This window comes from Dietzia sp. IBK-p2-15D (genome assembly GCF_057773105.1).
The window spans coordinates 333,698-357,536 of record NZ_JBYMTK010000002.1 but is presented as its reverse complement, the minus strand read 5'-3'; the positions used below and the strand labels follow the sequence as shown (position 1 = coordinate 357,536).

General features: G+C 70.8%; 22 protein-coding genes, 1 tRNA gene and 1 other RNA gene. 4 read left to right on the top strand and 20 right to left on the bottom strand.

The features are described 5' to 3' along the window. Positions 1–24 precede the first annotated feature (24 nt). Positions 25–720, bottom strand: coding sequence for an SIMPL domain-containing protein (locus tag AC3DEV_RS04565; RefSeq protein ID WP_069388828.1), 696 nt, complete (start codon positions 718–720; stop codon positions 25–27). A gap of 123 nt (positions 721–843) precedes the next feature. On the opposite strand from AC3DEV_RS04565, the gene AC3DEV_RS04560 reads away from it, so the two are divergent. Then, positions 844–1,533 carry a hypothetical protein gene (locus AC3DEV_RS04560; protein ID WP_268099126.1) on the top strand — a complete coding sequence of 230 codons (690 nt, stop codon included), beginning with the start codon at positions 844–846 and terminating at the stop codon, positions 1,531–1,533. Here AC3DEV_RS04560 and AC3DEV_RS04555 read toward each other — a convergent pair. The 3 genes from AC3DEV_RS04555 to gluQRS form a co-directional block, all read right to left on the bottom strand. Continuing rightward, positions 1,518–1,886 (bottom strand): CHY zinc finger protein, encoded by a 369-nt coding sequence (locus AC3DEV_RS04555; protein ID WP_396444350.1) that lies wholly within the window; start codon positions 1,884–1,886, stop codon positions 1,518–1,520. The genes AC3DEV_RS04560 and AC3DEV_RS04555 overlap by 16 nt on opposite strands. After that, entirely contained in the window at positions 1,883–2,704 is an 822-nt protein-coding gene (locus AC3DEV_RS04550; RefSeq protein ID WP_488371495.1) for a queuosine precursor transporter, read from the bottom strand. Before AC3DEV_RS04550 ends, AC3DEV_RS04555 begins: the two co-directional genes overlap by 4 nt. A 208-nt stretch (positions 2,705–2,912) precedes the next feature. Beyond that, positions 2,913–3,836, bottom strand: a complete 924-nt coding sequence (gluQRS, locus tag AC3DEV_RS04545) for a tRNA glutamyl-Q(34) synthetase GluQRS (RefSeq protein ID WP_488371421.1) — start codon at positions 3,834–3,836, stop codon at positions 2,913–2,915. A gap of 119 nt (positions 3,837–3,955) precedes the next feature. Here gluQRS and AC3DEV_RS04540 point away from each other — a divergent pair, with 119 nt between their 5' ends. Continuing rightward, positions 3,956–4,312, top strand: a complete 357-nt coding sequence (locus tag AC3DEV_RS04540; protein ID WP_067714662.1) for a 4a-hydroxytetrahydrobiopterin dehydratase — start codon at positions 3,956–3,958, stop codon at positions 4,310–4,312. 137 nt (positions 4,313–4,449) lie between these two features. Here AC3DEV_RS04540 and nuoN read toward each other — a convergent pair whose 3' ends face one another. The 16 genes from nuoN to AC3DEV_RS04460 all read right to left on the bottom strand — a co-directional run bounded on the left by nuoN (position 4,450) and on the right by AC3DEV_RS04460 (position 21,921). Then, positions 4,450–6,105: an NADH-quinone oxidoreductase subunit NuoN gene (gene nuoN / locus AC3DEV_RS04535; RefSeq protein WP_488371420.1), complete on the bottom strand. Its 1,656-nt coding sequence runs from the start codon at positions 6,103–6,105 to the stop codon at positions 4,450–4,452. Continuing rightward, positions 6,102–7,709, bottom strand: a complete 1,608-nt coding sequence (locus AC3DEV_RS04530; protein WP_488371419.1) for an NADH-quinone oxidoreductase subunit M — start codon at positions 7,707–7,709, stop codon at positions 6,102–6,104. The genes nuoN and AC3DEV_RS04530 overlap by 4 nt, the downstream gene beginning before the upstream one ends. Continuing rightward, a complete protein-coding gene (nuoL, locus tag AC3DEV_RS04525; protein WP_488371494.1) occupies positions 7,706–9,712 on the bottom strand; it encodes an NADH-quinone oxidoreductase subunit L in 2,007 nt (668 codons plus the stop codon). Before nuoL ends, AC3DEV_RS04530 begins: the two co-directional genes overlap by 4 nt. Positions 9,713–9,737: 25 nt before the next feature. Continuing rightward, complete coding sequence (gene nuoK, locus AC3DEV_RS04520) at positions 9,738–10,037, bottom strand: NADH-quinone oxidoreductase subunit NuoK (protein ID WP_067714654.1); 300 nt, start codon at positions 10,035–10,037, stop codon at positions 9,738–9,740. Then, a complete protein-coding gene (locus tag AC3DEV_RS04515; protein WP_488371418.1) occupies positions 10,034–10,786 on the bottom strand; it encodes an NADH-quinone oxidoreductase subunit J in 753 nt (250 codons plus the stop codon). Before AC3DEV_RS04515 ends, nuoK begins: the two co-directional genes overlap by 4 nt. Further along, positions 10,783–11,412, bottom strand: coding sequence for an NADH-quinone oxidoreductase subunit NuoI (nuoI, locus tag AC3DEV_RS04510; RefSeq protein ID WP_488371417.1), 630 nt, complete (start codon positions 11,410–11,412; stop codon positions 10,783–10,785). The genes AC3DEV_RS04515 and nuoI overlap by 4 nt, the downstream gene beginning before the upstream one ends. Next, complete coding sequence (nuoH, locus tag AC3DEV_RS04505) at positions 11,405–12,760, bottom strand: NADH-quinone oxidoreductase subunit NuoH (protein WP_488371493.1); 1,356 nt, start codon at positions 12,758–12,760, stop codon at positions 11,405–11,407. The genes nuoI and nuoH overlap by 8 nt, the downstream gene beginning before the upstream one ends. Positions 12,761–12,855: 95 nt before the next feature. After that, a complete protein-coding gene (locus AC3DEV_RS04500; RefSeq protein WP_488371416.1) occupies positions 12,856–15,564 on the bottom strand; it encodes an NADH-quinone oxidoreductase subunit G in 2,709 nt (902 codons plus the stop codon). Further along, positions 15,561–16,994, bottom strand: a complete 1,434-nt coding sequence (gene nuoF / locus AC3DEV_RS04495; RefSeq protein WP_313312660.1) for an NADH-quinone oxidoreductase subunit NuoF — start codon at positions 16,992–16,994, stop codon at positions 15,561–15,563. The genes AC3DEV_RS04500 and nuoF overlap by 4 nt, the downstream gene beginning before the upstream one ends. Position 16,995: 1 nt before the next feature. Then, the gene (nuoE, locus tag AC3DEV_RS04490) at positions 16,996–17,826 is read right to left on the bottom strand and encodes an NADH-quinone oxidoreductase subunit NuoE (RefSeq protein WP_488371415.1); all 831 of its coding nucleotides are present in this window, start codon (positions 17,824–17,826) and stop codon (positions 16,996–16,998) included. Continuing rightward, a complete protein-coding gene (gene nuoD / locus AC3DEV_RS04485; protein WP_206473332.1) occupies positions 17,823–19,175 on the bottom strand; it encodes an NADH dehydrogenase (quinone) subunit D in 1,353 nt (450 codons plus the stop codon). The genes nuoE and nuoD overlap by 4 nt, the downstream gene beginning before the upstream one ends. After that, complete coding sequence (locus AC3DEV_RS04480; protein WP_488371414.1) at positions 19,172–19,924, bottom strand: NADH-quinone oxidoreductase subunit C; 753 nt, start codon at positions 19,922–19,924, stop codon at positions 19,172–19,174. Before AC3DEV_RS04480 ends, nuoD begins: the two co-directional genes overlap by 4 nt. Further along, a complete protein-coding gene (locus AC3DEV_RS04475) occupies positions 19,921–20,475 on the bottom strand; it encodes a NuoB/complex I 20 kDa subunit family protein (protein ID WP_067714633.1) in 555 nt (184 codons plus the stop codon). Before AC3DEV_RS04475 ends, AC3DEV_RS04480 begins: the two co-directional genes overlap by 4 nt. Before the next feature lie 27 nt (positions 20,476–20,502). Continuing rightward, positions 20,503–20,862 (bottom strand): NADH-quinone oxidoreductase subunit A, encoded by a 360-nt coding sequence (locus AC3DEV_RS04470; RefSeq protein WP_067714630.1) that lies wholly within the window; start codon positions 20,860–20,862, stop codon positions 20,503–20,505. Positions 20,863–21,113: 251 nt separating this feature from the next. Continuing rightward, positions 21,114–21,533 carry an Rv3143 family two-component system response regulator gene (locus AC3DEV_RS04465; protein ID WP_449757810.1) on the bottom strand — a complete coding sequence of 140 codons (420 nt, stop codon included), beginning with the start codon at positions 21,531–21,533 and terminating at the stop codon, positions 21,114–21,116. Between the two features lie 300 nt (positions 21,534–21,833). Further along, a tRNA-Ser gene (locus AC3DEV_RS04460) sits at positions 21,834–21,921 on the bottom strand. 117 nt (positions 21,922–22,038) lie between these two features. Between AC3DEV_RS04460 and ffs the strand changes: the two genes are divergently transcribed. Together ffs and AC3DEV_RS04450 are read left to right on the top strand one after the other, a co-directional pair. Continuing rightward, positions 22,039–22,133, top strand: an RNA gene (ffs, locus tag AC3DEV_RS04455) — signal recognition particle sRNA small type. Between the two features lie 59 nt (positions 22,134–22,192). Continuing rightward, positions 22,193–23,467: an aspartate aminotransferase type Ic gene (locus tag AC3DEV_RS04450; protein WP_488371413.1), complete on the top strand. Its 1,275-nt coding sequence runs from the start codon at positions 22,193–22,195 to the stop codon at positions 23,465–23,467. Positions 23,468–23,839 lie beyond the last annotated feature (372 nt).

Here is a 23,839-nt window from a genome sequence, read left to right as displayed (position 1 = left end):
GCCCGTATCCGTCGGCGGGATCAGCTAGTTGATCTCGTAGGTCACGGAGACGGACACAGTGAGGTCCTGGCTACCGGCCTCGATCGGCGTCGAAGCTGCGCCGTCTGCCAACGACCTCGAGACCGGAAACGGAGTCGCTTCGGTCTCCGGTACCTCGGTGATCGACTGCACCGCCCCCAACTCCGCCCCGGCCGCCTCGGCGATCTGTTGGGCCTGTTCTTCAGCTCGCGTGACCGCCTGCGCCCGGGCCTGGGCCCTGAGGTCGCTGTCGTCGTCAATGGAGAACGTCAACTGCTGAACCCGGATCGCGTCGCCGGCGGCGCCCGCCGCTGCATCGATGAGATCGCCACTCCTGTCGACGTCGCGCAAGGTCGCCGTCACCTGGTTCGTGACGATGTATCCGTCGATGCTGCCGCTGGGCAGGAAATTGGGCTGCACCGACAGGTTCTTGGTGGCGATGTCCTCCTCTTCGACGCCCTGGGCCTTGATGGTCTCGATAAGGGATCGGGCGCGTTCCGCGTTGTCGGTCAGCGCTGTGCTGGCGTCAGATGCCCGGGTCTCGACGCCGAGCACGATGGTGACGGTATCGGGAGAACCGGTGACGATGCCGGTTCCCTGCGTGCTGATGACCGGCGGATCCTCACTCTGACCCGAGCAACCCGCCAGGAGCAGTGCGGCGGTGAGGAGTGCGAGTGCGGCGGGTACGCGGGGTGAGGCCATACGTCACTATGACGCAGGAACCGACATAGGCGGGCCTACACGTCGGTCTTGGTCGACCAGCTGATGAGCTCCGCACGACCGAGGCGACTCGTAGGTGTCGGTGCTGCGTGCGACGCTGCGCGCATGACGAACCAGACCAGAAACGATCACCCCCACGACGACCTCGAGAGGCGCTCGCCGTTGGGCGTCCTCCTGCACAGTCCGGTACGCGATAGCTCAGAAAAGAGTGAGACGTGGCAGACCGCCGCGTTCAACCTCGCGGAGAAGGCGCTACGAAATTCGCTGGCCGGGGATGACGCCGCGGTTCGGCGACTGATCAGCAGAATGGCGGATCTGGAGTTCGACGAGCTCATGGTTAGGTGGCCACAGCTGGTGGCCGCCGACCAGATTCTCTCCGGGGTGCTCGAGCAAGGTGTAGAAGAGTTCGAGGAGGAGAAGGATCTGTACGAGGCGGCGTACTTCGACGAAGACGACGAACTGATCGCCGAACTAGAGGAGGAGGAGCCCCGGGTCTCGGTGGCGACTGGGATCTACAGAGCCGCGTACGGGGCGGACCCAGTGGCATTCGCGACGCTCCGGGCATCGATCCTCGACGTGCTCTCCGACCCGTGGAGACAGCGACGCGGCGGGGTCCACAACGACGGGTTACAACGGGTGGCTGACAGGTTGCCGGAGGGGGCCAGAGCTCGGGACCTGCCCCGAGAACGCATCGAGAACGAACTCGCGGGCGTGATCCGGGCTCACCTGGTCCTGGCAGCACGCATGGTCGAGGAGTTTCGCGCGCCGTTGAACTCGACCTATGACTCGAAGTAGAGCGGGTAGTGCAGCGAGCAGCCCGGGTTGAACGCCGTGCCGCAGGCCGGGCAGGCGTCGACGGCCTGGTACTCGGCGATGGTCAGCGTGCTCCAACATGCGCCGCAGAGCAGGGCATCGGTGTCGAACTCGTCCCGCGGCCACACCGACAGCGCATGGTCGGTGGCGTCGGCGTGGCAGCGGAAACAGGGATAGAACTCGCCGCAACAGTGGAAGCGGATCGCGATGACGTCCAACGGGCCGTGGTAGTGGATGCACCTGGTCTGGTCGTCGACCGTCTCGCCGAGCACCATTACCGCGGCGGGTCGAGCGGCGTCGCGACCGTCGTCTGCGTCCCGGTCAGCGGAGGTCATACCGCCGAGTGTGACAGGGCGGAACCCGACAGGGCGGCCTGATAGCTGGGCTCGCGCTTCTTGATCCACGCGATCACCACGTAGGTCACCGGCAGCAGGACCGCCTCGACGAGGGTCTTCCAGACGAAGCCGATGACGACGTAGTTCCAGTAGTCGCCCGAGCCGAGCACCATGCCCAGCGCCGGAGCCGCGATCGTGCAGAACACCAGCGTGTCGGCGAGCTGGCCCACCACGGTCGACCCCAGGAGCCGCGCCCACAGGCTCCGCTCACCGGTGCGGCGCTTCATCCACACCAGGACGTAGGAGTTGAGCAACTCGCCGACGACGTACCCGGCCAGGCCGGCGAGGAAGAATTGCGGGATGACCCCCGCGACGGCCTCGAACGCGTCCTGGTTCTCGTAGAAGTCGGCCGGCGGCAACTGCACGGTCAGGCTGAAGCTCAACGCGGCCAGCGCCAGCACGGCGAAACCGGAGAGCACGACGCGGCGCATCGCCTTGAAGCCGTACACCTCACTGATCACGTCGCCGAGCACGTAGGCCAGCGGGAAGAGCAGGAAGGCGCCGTCGGTGACGAGCCCGTCCATCGAGAGGAACCAGAGTTCGAAGCTCAGGTCGGGGAAGAGGAGGACGCCCTTGGTTCCGGTGACGTTGCTGATGAGCATCACGCCGACGAACAGGGCGATGAGATAGCCGTAGTACGGGCTGGCGACGGTGGCGAACACGGCGCGGCCGGGGAGACCGGCGGAGGCGGCGGACGCGGTGGAAGGGGTACTGGGCGCCGGCTCGGGAGTGTTCCCGTCCGGCCGCCCAGTCCCCAGCTGGTCGGAATTCTGCGGGGAAGTGGTCACGAACGACGATTATCCGCGCCGCCCGCCGCGATGCCGAATCCCTGCCTGCCGAATAGGTCGCGTCGCGCCGCGTCACCGTTGATCGACAAGTCGCTTCCGCACGCGTTGTGCGAGGGGGTCTGCGCGGAACGCTCTTTTCGACGAGGCGGTCGGGCCGGGCTGGGCGCGCGTCGGCCGATCAGGCCACCACCCAGGGGCCGGCCCGCAAGGACTCAGCGGTGACCACCCCCCGCAGCGCCTCGATCGAGTCCGCGCCCTCCGGCCCACCGAGTGAGGCCACGATACGGGCGACCGCGGCCCTCGTCGTCGTCCCCTCCTGCGCCAGATCGGCCAGGGTCACCGCGCCGTCCCGCTTGGCCAGACGCTCACCGGCGGCGTTGACCGCAAGCGGCACGTGCACGTACTCCGGGTGCGGCAGGCCCAGCAGGTCGGCCAGGTGGGCCTGGCGGGGAGTGGAGGAGAGCAGGTCCTCGCCGCGCACGACCTGGTCGACGCCCTGCTCGGCATCATCGACGACGACGGCAAGGTTGTACGCCCACACGCCGTCCCCGCGGCGCAGGACGACGTCGTCGACGACGCCGGTGTACGGCCCGTGGACGCCGTCGGTGATCGTCAGCTCGTCGACCGTTGCGCGCAGTCGCAGCGCCGGCACCCGCCCCGGGCCGAGCGCCTCCCGGCGACGCTCCCGTTCCGCCTCCGACAGGTCACGGCACGTGCCGGGGTACGACCCGGGCGGGGAGTGCGGTGCGCGCGGGGCCTCGGCGATCTCGCGGCGCGAGCAGTAGCACTCGTAGACCAGGCCCTGGTCGGACAGCTGGTTCGCCGCCGCGGCGTAGGCGTGCGTCCGCTCGGACTCCCACATGATCTCGCCGTCCCAGTCGAGGCCGATCGCCGCCAGGTCCGCCAGCTGACGCTCGGCCACCCCGGGCCGGGCGCGGGCGGCGTCGAGATCGTCGACGCGCATCCGGAACGCCCGGCCCGAATCGCGGGCCAGCACCCACGCCGCCACCGCCGTGCGCAAGTTCCCCAGGTGCAGGTCGCCCGACGGGCTGGGCGCGTACCGGCCGGCGCCGGGAGGTAGAGAGCTGGCGGGGGATTCCACTCCAACAGGGTAGGCGGCGCGACCGGTGGCCGACGTGGCGGGAAGTGCCGGGCGCGGCGGTGAGAGTCTGCGCCCCGGCGGGAGTGCCGGGTGCGCCGCGAGGTGCCAGACTGGACGGCATGAGCGCAGACGCCGACAACGCCCGCCCCGCCGCCGACGACAACACCCGCCTGACCGAGGAGCAGATCGCCGAAGGCCTCGCCGATCTGCCCGGCTGGGCCTTCTCGGAGGGGTCGCTGACCTACACGGCCGTGTGCGAGACCCCGCAGGCCGCGATCAACCTCGTCGCCGCGATCGGGCAGGCCGCCAATTCGCAGGACCACCACCCCGATCTGCTGTGGAGCTACGACGAGGTCACCCTCGATCTCCGCAGCCACGACGTCGACGGGGTCACCCAGCGTGACCTCCGACTAGCTCGGTCTGTGTCCGCGCTGTCCGGGGAGTTCGACGCCACCCCGCTGGGCCTGGGGGAGTAGGGGGCGCGGCGGGCGGCAGACAGCGGGCGGCAGTCGTCGAGAAGAGTGTTTCGTGCACTGCTACTCGACCGATACGGGTGAAAGACTCTTGTCGACGCGGCTACTGACGGCCGGATGGCTGTTTACCCCGCGAACTCCTACCCCGCGAACGCGGCCGCCGTCGAGGCCAGGTCGAGTAGCGGCTGCGGCATGATCCCCAGCAGGATGGTCACCAGGACCGCGACGCCGACGACCGCGTACGTGACGGGCCTCCGCGCGAACGCCACCTCACCCGACCCTGCGGATCCCGACCCTGCGGAGCCCGACCCAGCGGATCCGAACCGCCCGGATCCGGCGCCTCCGGAGTCCTCCTCGCCCGCATCGCGGAAGAACATCACCACGATCACGCGGACGTAGAACGAGGCCGCGATCGCGCTCGTGAGGACGCCGATCACCACGAGGCTCACGGCGCCCCCGGCCACCGCTGCGGAGAACACGGCGAACTTGGCGTTGAACCCACTGGTCAGGGGGATGCCCGCGAGTGCGAGAAGCAGCAGTGCGAACGCCCCCGCCACGAGCGGTTGGCGTCGGCCGAGCCCGGCCCAGGCCCGCAGGTCGGTGATCTCGGCGCCGTCGGGCGCGCGGACCAGCCCGGCCACCGCGAACACGCCGACAGTGCTCACCGCGTACGCCGCGAGGTAGAACAGCACGGCGGAGGTCCCGGCCGCCGGAGGGCCGAGCACCCCGGTGAGCAGGAATCCGGCGTGCGCGACGGAGGAGTAGGCCAGCAGGCGTTTGACGTCGTTCTGCGTGACACCGACGACCGTGCCGACGATCATCGTCAGCGCCGCGATCACCCAGAGCACGGGTGCCCAGTCGTCCTCGAGGCGGGGGACGGCGGTGTGGAAGAACCGCAGGATCGCGCCGAACGCGGCGAGTTTGGTCCCGGCGGCCATGAACGCCGTGATCGAGGTGGGCGCGCCCTGGTAGACGTCCGGGGTCCAGGTGTGGAACGGCACGGCCCCGACCTTGAACAGCAGGCCCACCGACATCATCGCCACACCGATCAGCGCCAGTGAGCTGCCGCCCTCGGCCGCTACTACCGCTGCGATCCCGCCGAACTCGACGGTCCCGGCGTAGCCGTAGATCAGTGCGGCGCCGTAGGCGAAGATGGCCGAGGAGAACGACCCCAGCAGGAAGTACTTGACCGCGGCCTCCTGCGAGAGGAGTCGCCGGCGGCGGGCCATGCCACACATCACGTACAGCGGCAGGGAGAGCACCTCGAGCGCGATGAACAGGGTGATGAGGTCGTTCGCCGCGGGGAACAACATGAGCCCGCCCGTGGCGAACAGTGCGAGCGGGAAGACCTCGGTCTGGGAGACGCCCGCGCGTTCGGCCTCGCGTTCGGCGTCGCCGCCCGGGGCCAGGGCGGCCTGCGGGGCGAAGCCCGCGAGCACCGGGCGACGGGCCGTGGCCGACGCGCCCACCGAACCCGACGAGGCCCCGGCCGCCGCGCCCACCCGGGAGCGTTCCCCGATGAGCACCCCCGCCCCGATCGCCACGAGGACCGTCGCCCCCTGCAGGAACAGCGCGGGCCCGTCCACGGCTACGGCGCCGCCGGCCGTCACCAGCCGCGTCCCGGCGAGCAGAACCACCGTCACCAGCGCCGCGACGAGCCCGCCGAGGTACAGCACCATCTGCGCGGCGTAGCGGTGTCGGGCGGGGGCGAACGCCTCGACGAGCACCGAGACGATCGCCGTCCCGAGCACCACGAGCAGCGGCAGGAGCGAGGAGTAGGCGATGTCCGGGGTCATCGGGTGGCACCTTCCACGTGGGTGACGGTCTCGGCGACCGCCGGGTCGATCACGTCGAGCGCCGGCTGCGGGTAGAAGCCCAGCACGATCAGCGCCACGACCAGCGGGGCCAGCACCACGCGCTCGCGGGTCGTGAGGTCGGGCGTGGACCGCAACCCCGGCGCGAGGGGCCCGCCCATCACCCGCTGGTAGGTCCACAGGATGTAGACGGCCGCCAGGACGAACGTCGCCGTCGCCAGTACGGCGGCGACGGGGTAGACCTCGAACGTGCCGACGAACACCAGGAACTCGCTGATGAACGGGGCCAGCCCGGGCAGTGACAGCGTCGCGAGCCCGGCGATGAGGAACACCCCGGCGAGCACGGGCGCGGCCTGCTGCACCCCGCCGTAGTAGCCGATCTCGCGGATCCGGTGCCGCCGGACGAGGAACCCGGCCACGAGGAACAGTGCGGCCGTGGCGATGCCGTGGTTGACCATGTACAGCGTGGACCCGGCCGCCGACTGCTCGGTCGCGGCGAACACGCCCAGGACGATGAACCCGAAGTGGGAGATCGACGCGTACGCGATGAGGCGCAGGAGGTCGGTCTGGGCGATGGCCATGATGCCGCCGTAGACGATGCTGATCACCGCCAGCGTCACCATCACGGGCGTCGCGGTCGCCGCTGCCTCGGGGAACAGCGGCAGCGAGTACCGCAGCATCGCGAAGGTGCCGACCTTGTCGACCACGGCCATCATGAGCACCGCGGAGGCGGGCGTCGCGGCGACGGCGGCCCCGGGAAGCCAGGTGTGGAACGGCCACAGCGGGGCCTTGATCGCGAACGCCAACGTGAACCCGGCGAACAGCAGGAGCATCGCGCCGGGCGGGATCTGCAGTCGCCCGTCGGCGACGGCGTCGGTGATGAGGCGGTAGTCGAAGGTGCCGCGGCCGTCGGGCCCGAGTCCGGCCCGGTTTGTGTACATGTAGAGCCCGAGCACCGCGGCCAGCATGACGAGCCCGCCGAGCAGGTTGTAGAGGAGGAACCGGACGGCCGCCCGCGCCCGGTCCGCGCCGCTGTCTCCGAACGCGCCTGTTCCGAATCCCCCGATGAGAAAGTACAGCGGGATGAGCATGGCCTCGAACGCCACGTAGAACAGCAGCACGTCGAGGCTCGTGAACGCCACCAGCGCGAGCCCCTGCGTGACGAGCATCAACGCGGGGTACGCCTGCGATCGCCGACCGTCCGGGCTGCGGCCGTCGCGCAGGTTCTCGCCGGTGCCGCCCGCGCGTTCGCCGCCGGGCCCGTCGGTGTCACGCCATCCGGCGAGCAGGAGCAGCGGCATGAGCGCGGCGGTGAGCAGCACCAGCACGAGCGCCACGCCGTCGAGCCCGAGCGTGTACGTCGCACCGAACGCGGGGATCCACGGCCGCGACTCGACGAACTGGTGGGTCTCGCCGCCCGGCTCGAACCCGACCGCCAGCGCGACGGCCACCCCCAGGACGATCAGTGACGTGACCAGGGCGAGGGGCCTCGCCGCGCGGCGCGCGCTCGCAGGGAGGACGACGACGACGAGGGCGCCGACCAGGGGCGTGAGCCACAGCGCGGTGAGCAGTCCGGGGCCGGTCACAGCACGCCACCCCCCAACATCGCGGCGATCACCAGAACCGCGCCGATCAGCATGTACAGCGCGTAGGAGCGGGTGAGTCCGGACTGCAGGAGCCTCGTCCGGGCGGACAGTGCGCCGAGGGTGGTGCCGACGCCCGTCGCCGCCCCGGCCACCACCCGCCGGTCGATCACCTCCGTGCCCGCGACCAGGGCCTGGCCGGGTCGCATGAACACCGCCTCGTTGAGGTCGTCGGCATACAGGTCGCGCCGGGCGGCCCGCGTGAGCGTTGAGCCGACTGGGGCGGTGGCCGGGACTTCAATACGGGTGTAGCGGTGCACGGCCAGGGCGATGCCGACGGCCACCACGACCAGGGAGGCGGCGGTGACCAGCCACACCGGTAGGACGTGCTCCGGGTGGTGCTCTCCGACGACCGGGGCGAGCCAGTCCTGAAGCCGCCCGCCGAGCGACAGCAGCAGACCGGAGAGCACCGATCCCACGGCGATCGCGATCATCGGCCCCGTCATGATCGCCGGCGACTCGTGGGGGTGGGCGTCGTCGGCCCAGCGCTGCGGACCGAAGAACGTCAGGATCATCACGCGGGTCATGTAGAAGGCGGTCAGGCCCGCGCCGAGCAGGGCCACCGCCCCGAGGAGGTAGCCGACCGCCGATCCTGAGCCGAACGCGCCCGCACCCGCAGCCGACCCGCTGCCCACGTCGAACGCGGCGGAGATGATGCCCTCCTTGGAGTAGAAGCCGGCGAACGGAGGGACGCCGATGATGGCCAGGTAGCCGAGTCCGAAGGTGGCAAAGGTGATCGGCATGACCGCGTGTAGGGCGCCGTAGCGGCGCATGTCGACCTCGTCGTTCATCCCGTGCATCACCGAGCCGGCGCCGAGGAAGAGGCCGGCCTTGAAGAAACCGTGGGTGAGCAGGTGCATGATCGCCAGCGCGTATCCGGCGGGCCCGAAGCCGGCGGCCATGACCATGTACCCGACCTGGCTCATGGTGGAGGCGGCGAGGACCTTCTTGATGTCGTCCTTGGCGCAACCGATGACCGCACCGAACAGCAGCGTCACGGCGCCGACCGCGATCACCGCGGCGCGCGCGGTCGGGGTCGCGTCATAGATCGGGTTGGACCGGGTGATGAGGTAGACGCCCGCGGTGACCATGGTCGCGGCGTGGATGAGGGCGGACACCGGGGTGGGACCCTCCATCGCGTCGCCGAGCCAGGACTGCAGCGGCACCTGGGCGGACTTGGCGCACGCGCCCAGCAGCAACAGCAGCCCGAGCGCGGTGACCAGCCCCGAGCTCACCGCCCCGCCGTCGGCCCCGGCCCCCTCGCCGCCCGCCGTCCCGCCGCCGATCGCCGAGAACACGCCCTCGTAGGACAGCGTGCCCAGCTGGGTGACCATGACCATCAGCGCTACACCCAGACCGATGTCGCCGACGCGGTTGACGACGAACGCCTTTTTCGCCGCGGTGGCGGCGGACGGCTTGTGCTGCCAGAACCCGATGAGCAGGTAGGAGACCAGGCCGACACCCTCCCAGCCCAGGTAGAGACCGAGGAAGTTGTCGGCCAGCACCAGCAGCAGCATCGCCGCGAGGAACAGGTTGAGGTAGGCGAAGAACTTGCGCCGCGCCGGGTCGGCCGCCATGTAGCCGATGGAGTACACGTGGATGAGCAGGCCGACACCCGTGACGAGCAGGACGAACACCATGGACAGCTCGTCCAGACGCAGGCCGAAGTCCAGCTGGAACTCCCCGACCGAGACCCACTCGAACAGGGTCTGACCCGCCGCGCGGTCGCCGGCGTCGCGGCCGGTCATGACGACGAGTTGCCACACCGCCACGGCGAATGAGGCCAGCGCGGTCGCGCACCCGAGCAGGTGGCCCCACCCGTCCGCGCGGCGACCGAGCAGCAGCAGGACCGCCGCGCCGAACAGCGGCAGTGCGGGGATGAGCCAGAGCGCGGACCCGGCGACGGCGGGGGCGAGGGCGGCTGCGGTCGTTGTCGTCGTCGTCATCACGGTCGTCGTCATCGTCGTCCCCCTAGTACCTGAGCAGGTTGGCGTCGTCGACGGACGCCGATCGGCGAGAGCGGTAGATGGCCATGATGATCGCGAGGCCGATCACGACCTCGGCGGCGGCCACGACCATGATGAAGAACGCGAAGAGTTGGCCGGTGACGTCGCCGTGCATCCGCGCGAACGCGACCAGGGCGAGGTTGGTCGCGTTGAGCATGAGTTCGATGCACATGAACAGGACGATGGCGTTGCGCCGCAGCAGGAACCCGGCCGCGCCGATGGTGAACAGCACGGCCGAGAGGTACAGGTAGTACTCGGGGTTCACGGCCGCTCACCTCCGCCGGTGCCGAGTTCGTCAGGGCCGTCCGCGCGATCGGCCGCGTGGCGCCGCAGCACCTCGCTCACCGAGTCGGGGGCGTCGGACCCGTCGGGCAGTCGGGCGGGCATGTCGGCGGAGTTGCGGCGCGCGTACACGCCGGAGCTGGGCAGCGGGGTCACGCGGGCGGTGTCGTCGGCCTGCCAGTCGAGGAACCGCTGCTGCGACATCTGCCGCTGGGTGAGGCGTCCGGTGAAGCGCTCGCGGTGCGCCAGGACCATCGCGCCGAGGGTGGCGATGATGAGCAGCACCCCGGTGAGTTCGAACGCCCACACGTGCCGGGAGAACAGCAGCTCCGCCAGCGCGGGGACGTCGGAGTATCCGGGGGCGAACCCGGCGAACGGCGGCAGCTGCGCCCGCGCCAGGCCGGTGGCCAGCAGGATGCCGAACCCCAGGCCTGCGATGATCGCCGCCACCCGGTGCCCCCGGATCCGCTCGACCAGCGAGTCCGAGGACTCCACCCCGATGAGCATCACCACGAACAGGAACAGCATCATCACGGCGCCGGTGTAGACGACGATCTGGCCCACGCCCAGGAACACCGCCCCCTGCGCGATGTACAGCACGGCGAGCGAGACCATGGTCGCGGCCAGGCACAGCGCCGAGTAGACCGCCTTGGTCGCCGAGACCACCCCGAGCGCCCCGGCCACGGCGATGGCGCCCAGCACCCAGAACAGGACGGACTCCCCGGTGGTCACGAGGCCCCCTTCCCGCGGCGCCCGCGCGAGCTCGCTGCGGTCGCACCGCGCGCCTCGGGCGCCCCGGGCTCGTACGGCTCGCCCTGCTCGGGTGCGGAGCCGGTGATCTCTCCGCGGTAGTAGTCGAAGTGGTCGGCGCCCGGGTACATGTCGTGCGGGGCGGGGACCATCCCGGCGAGCATCGGTCCGAGCAGGTCGTGCTTCTCATAGATGAGGTCGGCGCGGTTGTCGTCGACCATCTCGTAGTCGTTCGTCATGGTCAGCGCCCGGGTCGGGCACGCCTCCACGCACAGGCCGCAGCCGATGCAGCGCAGGTAGTTGATCTGGTAGATACGCCCGTAGCGTTCGCCGGGGGAGAAGCGCTCCTCGGCGGTGTTGTCGGCGCCCTCGACGTAGATCGCGTCCGCCGGGCACGCCCAGGCGCACAGCTCGCAGCCGATGCACTTTTCCAGCCCGTCGGCGTAGCGGTTGAGTTGGTGCCGCCCGTGGTAGCGGGGCGCGGTGGGGACCTTCTCCTCCGGGTACTGCTCGGTGTGCGCCTTGCGGAACATCGTGGAGAACGTCACCCCGAACCCGGCGAGCGGTTCGAGGAACCCGGGAACCCGGGACCGTGACTGCCTAGGCATGGCGGGACTCCTGTCTGGGGGGCGTGTCTGCAGAAGTGGCGCGGTCGAGCGCGACGCGCTGGTGGGGGAGCGGCGGGACGGGGAACCCTCCGGCCGTGGGGTCGAAGGGCGCGGCGTCGAAGGGCGCGGGGGTGAAGGAAGCGGAGTCGGAGGGCGCACGCTCGCCGGACGTGGGGCCTACGGGCGCGCCCCGCGTGACGGACGCGGGTGGGGAGTTGCCGCCGGTGGGCGTGGCCCGGCCGCCGCGCCGGGAGCGGGACCGATGGACGACGACGATGACCGCCACCGCCACCAGGCCCGCGATCACCATGGCGGGCGTGAGGAGCGCGGACCCGGGGCCCACGACCACCCGGATGGTCGCCACCGCCATGACCCAGGCCAGCGAGACGGGGATGAGCACCTTCCAGCCGAAGGTCATGAACTGGTCGTAGCGCAGTCGCGGGAGGGTGGCCCGCAGCCACATGAACAGGAACATGAACGCCCACACCTTGGCCACGAACCACAGCAGCGCCCACCACCCGGAATCCGCGCCGTCGATCAGCGAGAACGGCAGGGGGGCCTGCCAGCCGCCGAGGAACAGGGTGGCCGCCAGCGCGGAGACTGTGGTCATGTTGACGTACTCGGCCAGCATGAACATCGCGAAGCGCAGCGAGGAGTACTCGGTGTGGAATCCGCCCACGAGTTCGCCCTCGGCCTCGGGCAGATCGAAGGGGGCGCGGTTGGTCTCGCCGACCATCGAGATGACGTAGATGACGAACGAGGGCAGCAGCAGGAACACGAACCACACCTGCGACTGGGCGGCGACGATCCCCGACGTCGACATGGTGCCGGCGAAGAGGAACACCCCGACGAACGACAGCGCCATCGCGATCTCGTAGCTGATCACCTGGGCCGTGGAGCGCAGGCCGCCGAGCAGCGGGTAGGTCGAGCCGGAGGACCAGCCCGCCAACACGATCCCGTACACGCCGATCGAGGTGACGGCGAGGATGTAGAGCACTCCCACGTGCAGGTCCGTGAGCTGCAGCGGCGTGGAGTGGCCGAAGACGGAGACCGCGGGCCCGAAGGGGATCACCGCGAACGCCATGAACGCCGGGATCACCGCGATGACCGGTGCGAGCAGGAAGATCGGCTTGTCGACCCCGGCCGGGATGAATCCCTCCTTGAGGGCGATCTTCACGCCGTCGGCCAGGCTCTGCAGGATCCCGCCGGGGCCGACGCGGTTGGGGCCGATGCGCATCTGCATCCACGCCAGGATCTTGCGCTCCAGGTAGATGGCCGCGAGCACGGTGACCACCAGGAACACGAAGACCGCGAGGACCTTGGCCAACACCAGCCACCACGGGTCCATACCGAAGGCCGTGAGGTCGGCGCCGGTGGTCGACAGGTCCGCGGCGGCGAGGACGGCGGGTCCGTTCACCGCGGCCCCGTTCATCGCGACCCCGGTCATGACGCCACCTCCCCGGCCGCGATGGACACCACGTCGCCCGCGCCGGCGGCGAGAGTCGCGTTCACGGCGGACCCTGGCGAGTTCTGCGGCACCCAGACCACGCGGTCGGGCATCTCGGTGATGGCCAGCGGCAGGGTGATCGCCCCGCGGTCGGTGGACACGGTCACCGGGTCGCCGTCGGCGGCTCCGAGTTCGCGGGCGGTCGTCGGCGACAGGCGGACCACGGGGCGGCGGGCGGTGCCGGCGAGGTGCGGTTCCCCGTCCTGCATACGTCCGGCGTCGAGCAGCATCCGCCACGTGGCCAGGACCGCCTGCCCGGCGCCGGGCTCCGGACCCGCAGCCGCCCGCGCAGATGTCGCCGCTGAGGCCCTCCCATCCGCAGCCGCTCCTGACGATGGCGTCTCGCCTGCGCCTCGGTCGGTGCGAGACGCCCTGCCGGGGTGCGGCTGCGGATCCGCGTGGGCGGATGCGGGGCGGAGTGCGTGGCCGACGGCCTGCATCTCGCGGCGCACCGACTCCACGTCCGCCAAGCCGAACCATGCACCGGTCTCTTCCGCCAGGGCATTGAGGATCCGGTGGTCGGGCAGAGCGTCGGTGCCGGTCAGGGCGGCGGCGAAGGGGCGGGTCCGGCCCTCCCAGTTCACGAACGTGCCCGCCTTCTCGGCGACCGCAGCGACCGGCAGGACGACGTCGGCGCGGTCGGTGATCTCACTGCGGCGCAGTTCGAGACTCACGACGAAGCCGGCGGCGTCGATCGCGTCCAGCGCGGCGCGCGGGTCGGGCAGGTCGGCGGCCTCGACCCCGCCGACGAGCAGGGCCCCGAGCTCGCCAGCGGCGGCAGCGGCCAGCTGCTCGGCGGTGCTCCGGCCGGGCATCGTGGGCAGGTCGTCGCAGCGCCACAGCTCGGCGAGGGCCCGCCGGGCGGCGTCGTCCGTGACGGGGGCGCCGCCGGGCAGCAGTCCCGGAAGGCATCCGGTCTCGAGCGCCCCGCGCTCACCCGCGCGCCGGGGAATCCATGCCAGCCGTGCGCCGGTGGCGTCGGCGAGGGCGGCCGCGGCAGTGAGCCCGCCCGGGACCGCGCCGAGCCGTTCGCCGACGAGGATCACCGCGCCGGGCTCGCGCAGCAGAGTGGGCAGGGCGCCGCGGGTGGGGTCGGCCGCGGAGTCTGCGCCGCCGGGGTCGGAGGGGACGACGGCGAGGGCGCTGAGCACCTCGGGCTCCGCCCCGGGGACGGTCGGCAGCAGAGCGCCGCGGGTCTTGCGGATGGCCGGGGTGGCGAAGGGCGCGATCGAGAAGACCTTCAGCCCGTGGTCGCGCGCGGCCCGCCGCAGGCGGAGGAAGACGATCGGCGACTCCTCCTCCGGGTCGAAGCCCACGAGCAGCACCGCGGGGGCGGTCTCGAGATCGGTGTAGGTGACGGCCTCGCCGCCCTGGCCCGGCCCGCCGCCGGATCCCCGCTCCGGCCCGCCGCCGGGCTCCTGCTCCGGCCCGCCGCCGGATCCCTGCTCCGACCCGCCGCCCGGGCCGCGCCTGGCAACCCGGTCTGCCAGGAAGTCCGCCTCCTCGGCCGAATGGGGGCGGGCGCGGAAGTCGACGTCGTTGGTGCCGAGCACCGTGCGGGCGAACTTGGCGTAGGCGTAGGCGTCCTCGGCGGTGAGCCGCCCCCCGGTGAGGACCCCGGCCCGTCCGCGGGCGGCGGCCAATCCCTGGACAGCGGTCGCCAGGGCGGTGGACCACGGGACCGGGACCAGCCCGCCGCCCTCGCCGCGGACCATGGGGGTGGTGATGCGGTCGCGCTGGGTGGCGTAGGTGAACGCCCACCGGCCCTTGTCGCAGTTCCACTCCTCGTTGACCTCGGGGTCGTCGCCGGCGAGGCGGCGCAGAACCTTCCCGCGGCGGTGGTCGGTGCGCTGGCCGCAGCCGCTCGCGCAGTGCTCGCAGACCGCCGGGCTGGAGACCAGGTCGAAGGGGCGGGCGCGGAAGCGGTACTGCGCGCCGGTCAGGGCGCCCACCGGGCAGATCTGCACGGTGTTGCCGGAGAAGTAGGACTCGAACGGCTCGTCGCCGTACACCCCGACCTGCTGCCGGGCGCCGCGCTCGAAGAGGTCGATGAACGGGTCCCCGGCGATCTGCTCGGAGAATCGGGTGCACCGGGCGCACATGACGCAGCGTTCGCGGTCGAGCAGCACCTGCGACGAGATGGCGATCGGCTTGGGGAACGTGCGCTTGACCTCGGTGAAGCGCGACCGCCCGTGGCCGCTGGACAGGGCCTGGTTCTGCAGCGGGCACTCGCCGCCCTTGTCGCAGACCGGGCAGTCGAGCGGGTGGTTGATGAGCAGCAGTTCCATCACCCCGCGCTGGGCCTTGTCGGCCATCTCGGAGGTGAACTGCGTGCGCACCTGCATGTCCTGGGTGACCGGGGTGGTGCACGAGGTGACGGGCTTGGGCGCGCCCTCGACCTCGACGATGCACTGGCGGCACGCCCCCGCCGGCTCGAGCAGCGGGTGGTCGCAGAAGCGGGGGATCTGCACGCCCAACCGCTCGGCGGCGCGAATGATGAGCGTGCCCGGCGGCACCGAGACCTCGCGGCCGTCGACGGTGAGCGTGACGAGGTCGTCGGCGCGCTCTGACTTGGCGCGGTCATGGTCCGGTTCCTGGCCGGGACCGCGGGCGTCGCGGGGGACACCTGACTGGGCGGAGGTCATCGGGCCACCTCCTCGGGTCGTGTGGGATCCGGTCGTGGGGGATCCGGTCGAGTGGCCGGCCGCACGGGCGGACGCCGGGAGCCGGCACCCGCACGGTCGGTCCGGTCGAAGAGGGTGGAGCGGCTGTGGTCGAACGGGCAGCCACCCGGGATGTGCGCGAGGTACTCGTCGCGGAAGAGCGCGATCGACGAGATGATGGGGGTCGCGGCGGCGTCGCCGAGGGCGCAGAACGACTTGCCGGCGACGTTGTCGGAGATGTCGAGCAGTCGGTCCAGATCGTCGGCGGTGGCGGTGCCGTCCTCGAGTCGGTGCATGATCTGCTCCAGCCAGAACGTGCCCTCGCGGCAGGGGGTGCACTTGCCGCACGACTCGTGGGCGTAGAACTCCGTCCACCGCAGCACCGCCCGCACGACGCAGGTGGTGTCGTCGAAGATCTGCAGAGCCTTGGTGCCGAGCATGGTGCCCTCGGCGGCGCAGCCCTCGTAGTCGAGAGGCATGTCGAGCTGGGCGTCGGTGAGCAGTGGGGTCGACGAACCGCCGGGGGTCCAGAACTTGAGGGTGTGGCCCTCGCGGATCCCGCCGGCCAGGTCGAGTAGCTCGCGCAGGGTGATGCCCAGCGGGGCCTCGTACTGGCCGGGCCGGGTGACGTGCCCGGACAGCGAATACAGGGTGAAGCCGGGGGACTTCTCGGATCCCATCGAGCGGAACCACTCCGGCCCGTGCTGGAGGATCGACGGGACGCTGGCGATGGACTCGACGTTGTTCACCACCGTCGGACAGGCGTAGAGGCCGGCGACGGCGGGGAACGGCGGCCGCAGCCTGGGCTGGCCGCGGCGCCCCTCGAGCGAGTCGAGCAGGGCGGTCTCCTCGCCGCAGATGTAGGCGCCGGCGCCGGCGTGGACGATCAGCTCGAGGTCGAATCCGCTTCCGAGGATGTCGCGGCCGAGGTACCCGGCCTCGTAGGCCTCGGCGACCGCCACCTGCAGGCGGCGCAGGACGGGCACCACCTCACCGCGCAGGTAGATGAACGCGTGCGAGGAGCGGATGGCGTACGCGGCGATGATGATGCCCTCGATGAGCACGTGCGGGGTGGCCATCATGAGCGGCATGTCCTTGCAGGTGCCGGGCTCGGACTCGTCGGCGTTGACCACCAGGTAGTGGGGCTTGGCGGCGGCCGAGGACTCGGTACCGGAACCGTCTGTACCCTCGTCGCCGGTCTCCTGCGGGATGAAGCCCCACTTCCGGCCGGTGGGGAACCCGGCGCCGCCGCGGCCCCGCAGGCCGGCGTCGAGGACGGTGGAGATGACCTCGTCCGGTCCGGTGGCCAGGGCGTTTCGCAGGCCCGTGTAGCCGTCGTTCTCCAGGTAGGTCTCGAGCGTCCAGCTGTCGGGGGCGTCCCAGTAGCGGCTGAGGTATGGAGCGAGCGGCATGTCAGGCCTCCTCGTCCGGTGCGGTGGTGGGCGGTGCGGTGGTGGGCGGCTCGGTGGTGAGCGGCTCAGTGGAGTCGCCCGGCCCCGCCGGGGCGCGCATGTCGTGTTCGCGGGCGATCCGCAGCCCGACCAGGGTCGCGTCGCCGGGGGCGCCGTCGTTCGCGCCGGGGCGGGTGTCGGGGAAGCCGGCGAGGAGGCGGGAGGTCTCGCGGAACGTGCACAACGGAGCGCCCCGGGTCGGGGTCACCGTCCGGCCAGCCCGCAGGTCGTCCACGACCTGCCGGGCGGAGGCAGGGGTCTGGTCGTCGAAGAACTCCCAGTTGACCATCATCACCGGGGCGTAGTCGCAGGCCGCGTTGCACTCGATGCGCTCGAGCGTCACGCGGCCGTCGTCGGTGGTGCCGGGCCCGTCGAGCCCCAGGTGGTCACGCAGGTCGGCGTAGATCTCGTCGCCGCCCATCACCGCGCACAGGGTGTTGGTGCACACCCCGACCAGGTAGTCGCCCGTGGGCGTGCGCCGGTACATCGAGTAGAACGTGGCGACGGCCATGACCTCGGCGGAGGTGAGTCCGACGGCGAGGGCACAGAACTCGATGCCGGCGGGCGTGAGGTGCCCGTCCTCGGCCTGGACGAGGTGGAGGAGTGGCAGCAACGCCGACCGGGCCTGCGGATAGCGGGCGATGATCACCTCGGCGTCGGCCCGCAGTCGCGTCAGGACGTCGTCGGGGTAGCGCCGGCGGGCGTCGGGCCGGACGATCGCCCCCGGCTCGTCGGGCTGCTGCCCGAACTGCAGGAAGACCGGTTCGCGACTCGTCGACTCCGTGCTGCTCATCGGTCCACCCCTCCCATCACGGGGTCGATGCTGGCGACCGCGGCGATGACGTCGGAGAGCATCCCGCCCTCGCACATCGCTGCCACGGCCTGCAGATTGGTGAACGACGGGTCGCGGTAGTGCACCCGGTACGGGCGGGTCCCGCCGTCGGAGACCATGTGCACCCCCAGCTCGCCGCGCGGGGACTCCACCGGCACGTACACCTGGCCCGGCGGGACCGGAAAGCCCTCGGTGACCAGCTTGAAGTGGTGGATCAGCGCCTCCATGGAGCTGTCCATGATCTTGCGGATGTGCTCGGCGGAGTTGCCGAGTCCGTCGGGTCCCACCTTGAGCTGGGCGGGCCAGGCGATCTTGGGGTCGTCGACCATCACCGGCCCGGGCTCGAGCCGGTCCAGGCACTGTTCGACGATCTTCAGTGACTCCTTCATCTCCTCGACCCGGATGACGAACCGGTCGTAGCAGTCGCTCGCCGAACCGGTGATGACGTCGAACTCGTAGTCCTCGTATCCGCAGTACGGGTCGGACCGGCGCACGTCGTGGGGCAGTCCTGTGGCCCGCAGGACCGGGCCGGTCACGCCGAGGGCCATGCACCCGGTGAGATCGAGGTAGCCGACGTCCTGCAGCCGCATCTTCCAGATGGGGTTCTCGCGCAGCAGCAGTTCCATCTCGCGGATCCGCCCGGGCATCACCTCGAGCAGTTCACGCACCTTCGGCACCGCGTCGTCCGGCAGGTCCTGGACCACGCCGCCGGGCCGGACGTAGGCGTGGTTCATCCGCAGACCGGTGATGACCTCGAAGACATCCAGGACCAGCTCCCGCTCGCGGAATCCGAAGAGCATCGGGGTGCTCGCCCCCAGCTCCAGGGCGCCGGTCGCCAGGGCCACCATGTGGGAGGAAATCCGGTTGAGCTCCATGAGCATCACCCGGATGACCGACGCCCTCGGCGGCACCTGGTCCGAGATCCCGAGCAGCTTCTCGACGCCCAGGCAGAAGGCGACCTCGTTGTAGAACGGCGACAGGTAGTCCATCCGCGTCACGAACGTCACGCCCTGGGTCCAGTAGCGGTACTCCAGGTTCTTCTCGATGCCCGTGTGCAGGTAACCGATCCCGCACTGGGCCTTGGTGACCGTCTCGCCCTCGATCTCCAGGATCAGCCGCAGCACCCCGTGCGTGGACGGGTGCTGCGGGCCCATGTTGACCACGATGCGGTCGTCGTCGGCGTTGCGCGCGGCCTCGCTGATCGCGTCCCAGTCCTGCCCGGAGGCGGTGAGGATAGTGTCGGAGTCCGCGGCGCGGTCGGCACGGGCCGAGCGGCCCGAGCGCCTCGCGCGGGTGCGATCGGCGGTCATGAGTACGCCCTCCGCTGATCCGGCGGCGGGATGGTCGCACCCTTGTACTGCACCGGGATCCCGCCCAGCGGGTAGTCCTTGCGCTGCGGATGGCCCTCCCAGTCGTCCGGCATCTCGATCCGCGTCAGCGACGGATGGCCGTCGAAGATGACGCCGAAGAAGTCGTACGTCTCCCGCTCGTGCCAGTCCGTCGTGGGATACACGCGGGTCAGCGTGGGGATGTGCGGATCCGCGTCCGGGGCCGACGTCTCGAGCATGACGCGACGGTTGTGGGTGATGGACTGCAGCGGATACACCACGTGCAGCTCCCGGCCCGAAGCGTCGGGATAGTGCACCCCGCTGGCGCCCAACGACATCTCGAAGCGCAGGTCCGGGGCGTCCCTGAGGGTCAGGGCCACCGCCGGTAGGTGCTGCCGCTCCACGTGCAGGGTGAGCTGCCCGCGATGGACCACGACCCTCTCGACGGCCTCCTGAAAACTCGGCCCACCCCGCTGGTGCAGGGCCGCGGTGAGCGCGCGGATGACCTCGTCGTCGTCGTCCTCATAGGGCGGTGGGGTACCGCCGGGCATCTCCTTGGGGCGCACGAGGCCCCCGAACCCGGTGGTGTCCCCGGAGCCGCGGACGCCGAACATGCCGTGGCGCACGCCGACGGTGTCCGGGCCAGGGCTGTCCGTGCGGTCGGGTGGGTTCGGTGCGTCGGGGGCCCGGTCGCGGTCCGCGGCGCCGGAGTCCGGGCGACGATCGGTCATCGGAACATCCCCTCGACGGGGATGAGCGGACGCTGGTCGAGCGCGGCCTGCTCCGCGGCACGGATCGCCTCGGCCCGGTTCGCGCCCAGCGGCATGTTCTGGATCTTGTCGTGCAGCGTGATGATCGCGTGCATGAGCATCTCCGGCCGCGGCGGACATCCGGGCAGGTAGATGTCGACGGGCACGATGTGGTCGACGCCCTGCACGATCGCGTAGTTGTTGAACATCCCGCCCGACGACGCGCACACGCCCATCGACAGGACCCACTTGGGCTCGGCCATCTGGTCGTACACCTGCCGCAGGACCGGGGCCATCTTCTGCGAGACCCGGCCCGCGACGATCATGAGATCGGCCTGTCGGGGGGACGCGCGGAAGACCTCCGTGCCGAATCGGGCCAGGTCGTAGCGGCCGCCGCTCGTGGACATCATCTCGATCGCGCAGCACGCCAGACCGAACGTCGCCGGCCACAGCGAGCCCTTGCGCATGTAGCCCGCCAGCTGCTCGACCGTGGTCAGCAGGAAGCCGGCCGGCACCTTCTCCTCGAGTCCCATCTCGGCGCTCCTCTCCGACTCTCCGGGTCAGTCCCAGCTCAGTCCGCCGCGGCGCCACTCGTAGGCGTAGGCGACGGAGACGTTGAACACGAACAGGGCCATCGCGGCCAGCCCGAACACGCCGAGCTGGTCGAAGTGGACGGCCCACGGGTAGAGGAAGAGGATCTCGATGCCGAAGATGATGAACAGCATCGCGGTGAGGTAGTACTTCACCGGGAAGCGGCCGCCGCCCGCCGGCTGCGGCGTGGGCTGGATGCCGCACTCGTAGGCCTCGAGCTTGGCGCGGTTGAACCGGCTGGGGCCCGCGAAGGAGGACACGCCCGAGGAGAAGACGGCGAAGGCGACCGCCAGGGCCCCGAGTACCAGGATGGGCACGTATTCGTTCACGTCGGCGTCACTCCTCGCGCTTGTGATGAGAAGCCGCCTGTGGGCGGGCCTCTACTGCAACCGCAGGGGGTTCGAGTGACCGGCGCTGATGGGGTCCGGTCGTCCGTCTCCCCGGCGGGCCGTTCACTGTGCGGCCCGCAACTGTGACTCTACTCACACTGTGTTGACGTGCGTCGGGGGTTCGGACAGACGGCGTGTCGGTCGTGCTCCGCGGGCGGGGGGGAAGAGTGCGCGCGGCCGCGGGGCCGGTGTCAGGCGGGGGCGAGGAGCCCGTTCACCGCGTCGCGCAGACGGAGCGGGTCGATCGGGTGCGGGACCGAGGCGTCCGCGCGGGACCAGTCGGCGAGCCAGCGGTCGTCCGCACGGCCGATGAGCACGAGCACCGGCGGGCAGTGGTCGAGCTCGTCCCGCAGCTGCTTGGCCAGGCCGAGTCCGCCGGTGGGCGTCGCCTCGCCGTCGAGGATCGCCAGGTCGACACCGCCGGCGTCGAGGTGTTCGAGGGCGACCGGGGCCGTGGCGACCTCGAGGTACGTGAGCCGGGGCAGGTCCGGGTGCGGGCGGGTGCCGAGAGCGGACATCACGCGGCTGCGGGTGGCGGCGTCGTGGCTGTAGACGAGGACCCGCAGGGCGACGTCGTCGTCAACGGTCCGGCCGCCCGTGGTCTCGGTCACGTTCGCGATGCTACCGAGCGCGGGTGGCCGCGGGTGGCGGGTTGCGCTCCGGAGTCGGGCGATCCGACGCGGTGCTCGCGTGTGGTGCTTCCTCTGAGGTGTGACTCTGAGGTGTGCGTCCGGAATGGTCCCAGGGGGACGCGCACGTGGGTGGAAACCGAGCATTGAGGGCGCGTAGCTGGAGGTGGCGGGGCCTGCGGGGCCTGCGGGGGAGGAACCGGAGCCTGCGGGCCCGGCGGCGGCCCGGGGCCGAAATGAGCGACGCGGCCCGGGCTCGAGGGCTCCGGGCCGCGTCTGCGGCGGAGGATAGGGGATTTGAACCCCTGAGGGGCTATAAACCCCAACCCGCGTTCCAGGCGAGCGCCATAGGCCACTAGGCGAATCCTCCGGGGAGGACAATACCCAGGACGCGCAAGCAGAGGCAAACCGCGGGGCCAGTGGGCTCGGGCCGGGGCCCGTAGGACGGGTGGGGTGCGGCCCGGGAGGCGGGGCGGTTAGACTCGTCCGTGGACCCCGCGCGGCGTCCATCCTGTGAACTCCCCCAGGGCCGGAAGGCAGCAAGGGTCAGCGGGCTCTGGCGGGTGCGCGGGGTCCCCTTATGTCTTGGGACATGTCTTAGGGCACCAACACCGAAGTTGTCGATCCCGCCGGAGGCCACAGTGGCACTGTCCGATCTCCCCGCCGACGAACTCGCCCGACTCGAGTCGCAACTGGCCGCCGAGTACGACGCGCTGGCCGACAAGGGCCTGGCCCTGGACCTGACCCGCGGAAAACCCTCGCCCGAACAGCTGGACCTGTCCGAGCGCCTGCTGTCGCTGCCGGGGGAGGGTGACCACACAGCGGGTAAGACCGACGTCCGCAACTACGGCGGCGGGACGGGACTGCCCGAACTGCGGTCGATCATCGCCGAGCTGCTCGGGGTCGAGACCGACCGCGTGATCGCCCAGGACAATGCGAGCCTGTCGATCATGTACGACCTGCTGACGTTCTCCATGCTCTTCGGCACGCCCGACTCCCAGCGTGCGTGGAAGGACGAGCCGGTCCTGCGCTGGCTGTGCCCGGTGCCCGGTTACGACCGCCACTTCAACATCACCGAGGCGCTGGGGATCGAGATGATCCCGGTGCCGCTGGGGCCGACCGGTCCGGACATGGACGAGGTCGAGCGTCTCGTGTCAAACGACCCGTCCATCAAGGGCATGTGGTGCGTCCCGATCTTCGCCAACCCGACCGGCGCGGTGTACGACGACCACACCGTGTCCCGGCTCGCGCGCATGGCGACCGCCGCCCCGGACTTCCGGATCGTCTGGGACAACGCCTACGTCGTCCACACGCTCACCGAGGATTTCCCCAAGGTCCCGGACGTCGACACGCTGGCCGCCGAGGCGGGTCACCCCAACCGCTTCTGGCAGGTGTGCTCGACCTCCAAGATCACCTTCGCCGGCGCGGGTGTGTCGTTCTTCTCCGCCTCGCGGGCCAATCTCGACTGGTACCTCGGCCACACCTCCGTGCGCTCCATCGGGCCGAACAAGGTCAACCAGCTCGCGCACGCCCGATTCTTCGGCGACGCCGACGGGGTACGCGCCCACATGCTCCGCCACCGGGAGATCATCGCGCCGAAGTTCGAGGCCGCCGCCGCGGCCCTGGCCCACCGGCTCGGCGAGTACGACGTGGCCCGCTGGACCCGGCCCGAGGGCGGGTACTTCATCGACCTCGAGGTGGTCGACGGCACCGCCACCGAGACCGTCCGCCTGGCCAAGGAGGCCGGGGTGGCCCTCACGCCGGCCGGGTCCGCGTACCCGTACGGCAAGGATCCCGAGGATCGTCACATCCGTCTGGCGCCCACGCTCCCGCCGCTGGCCGAGGTCGAGACCGCCATGGATGTCGTGGGCCTGTGCGCTCTTCTCGCGGCCTGCCGGGGGGCGCTCGCCGACTGAGCGATCGCTCGGCTCGGGCGGCGTGTAACAACTGCGTCATCTGCGTTAACGGCGGCCATTAACGGACCGCGCTCCCGATCCCGCCTCTTCGTCCCCGGGAATCGTCAGGTGACCAGCGCGTCTGCCCGTCCGTGATCTCCGCCACATTCCCAAAGTGTGAATGTGTAAATCCGTAGCTTAGGTAACCCTGTCACCTGCATGAATGTAATTCGCCGGGCCTGTTGAGCAAGTGTCAATGCAAGTGCGGTCTTGTCCGGGCCGGGGCCGTCTGGTTGTATCGGAGTCGTCCGAGCTAGAGGGATGCGGACACCGGAGACAGCTGAGGGGCTGTGAGGGGCCGGTGTCCGATATCGGTTCGGGAACCGTGCTGCG

Coding starts and splice junctions, on each gene's coding strand:
- nuoN (WP_488371420.1), bottom strand. CDS start 6,105: ATGACCCCGGACATCGCCTACTCCTCGCTCCTGCCGCTGCTCGTGGTG.
- nuoH (WP_488371493.1), bottom strand. CDS start 12,760: ATGGACCCGTGGTGGCTGGTGTTGGCCAAGGTCCTCGCGGTCTTCGTG.
- AC3DEV_RS04475 (WP_067714633.1), bottom strand. CDS start 20,475: ATGGGACTCGAGGAGAAGGTGCCGGCCGGCTTCCTGCTGACCACGGTC.
- nuoL (WP_488371494.1), bottom strand. CDS start 9,712: ATGACGACGACGACAACGACCGCAGCCGCCCTCGCCCCCGCCGTCGCC.
- nuoI (WP_488371417.1), bottom strand. CDS start 11,412: ATGCCTAGGCAGTCACGGTCCCGGGTTCCCGGGTTCCTCGAACCGCTC.
- AC3DEV_RS04500 (WP_488371416.1), bottom strand. CDS start 15,564: ATGACCTCCGCCCAGTCAGGTGTCCCCCGCGACGCCCGCGGTCCCGGC.
- AC3DEV_RS04540 (WP_067714662.1), top strand. CDS start 3,956: ATGAGCGCAGACGCCGACAACGCCCGCCCCGCCGCCGACGACAACACC.
- nuoE (WP_488371415.1), bottom strand. CDS start 17,826: ATGAGCAGCACGGAGTCGACGAGTCGCGAACCGGTCTTCCTGCAGTTC.
- nuoF (WP_313312660.1), bottom strand. CDS start 16,994: ATGCCGCTCGCTCCATACCTCAGCCGCTACTGGGACGCCCCCGACAGC.
- AC3DEV_RS04560 (WP_268099126.1), top strand. CDS start 844: ATGACGAACCAGACCAGAAACGATCACCCCCACGACGACCTCGAGAGG.
- nuoD (WP_206473332.1), bottom strand. CDS start 19,175: ATGACCGCCGATCGCACCCGCGCGAGGCGCTCGGGCCGCTCGGCCCGT.
- AC3DEV_RS04565 (WP_069388828.1), bottom strand. CDS start 720: ATGGCCTCACCCCGCGTACCCGCCGCACTCGCACTCCTCACCGCCGCA.
- AC3DEV_RS04555 (WP_396444350.1), bottom strand. CDS start 1,886: ATGACCTCCGCTGACCGGGACGCAGACGACGGTCGCGACGCCGCTCGA.
- AC3DEV_RS04480 (WP_488371414.1), bottom strand. CDS start 19,924: ATGACCGATCGTCGCCCGGACTCCGGCGCCGCGGACCGCGACCGGGCC.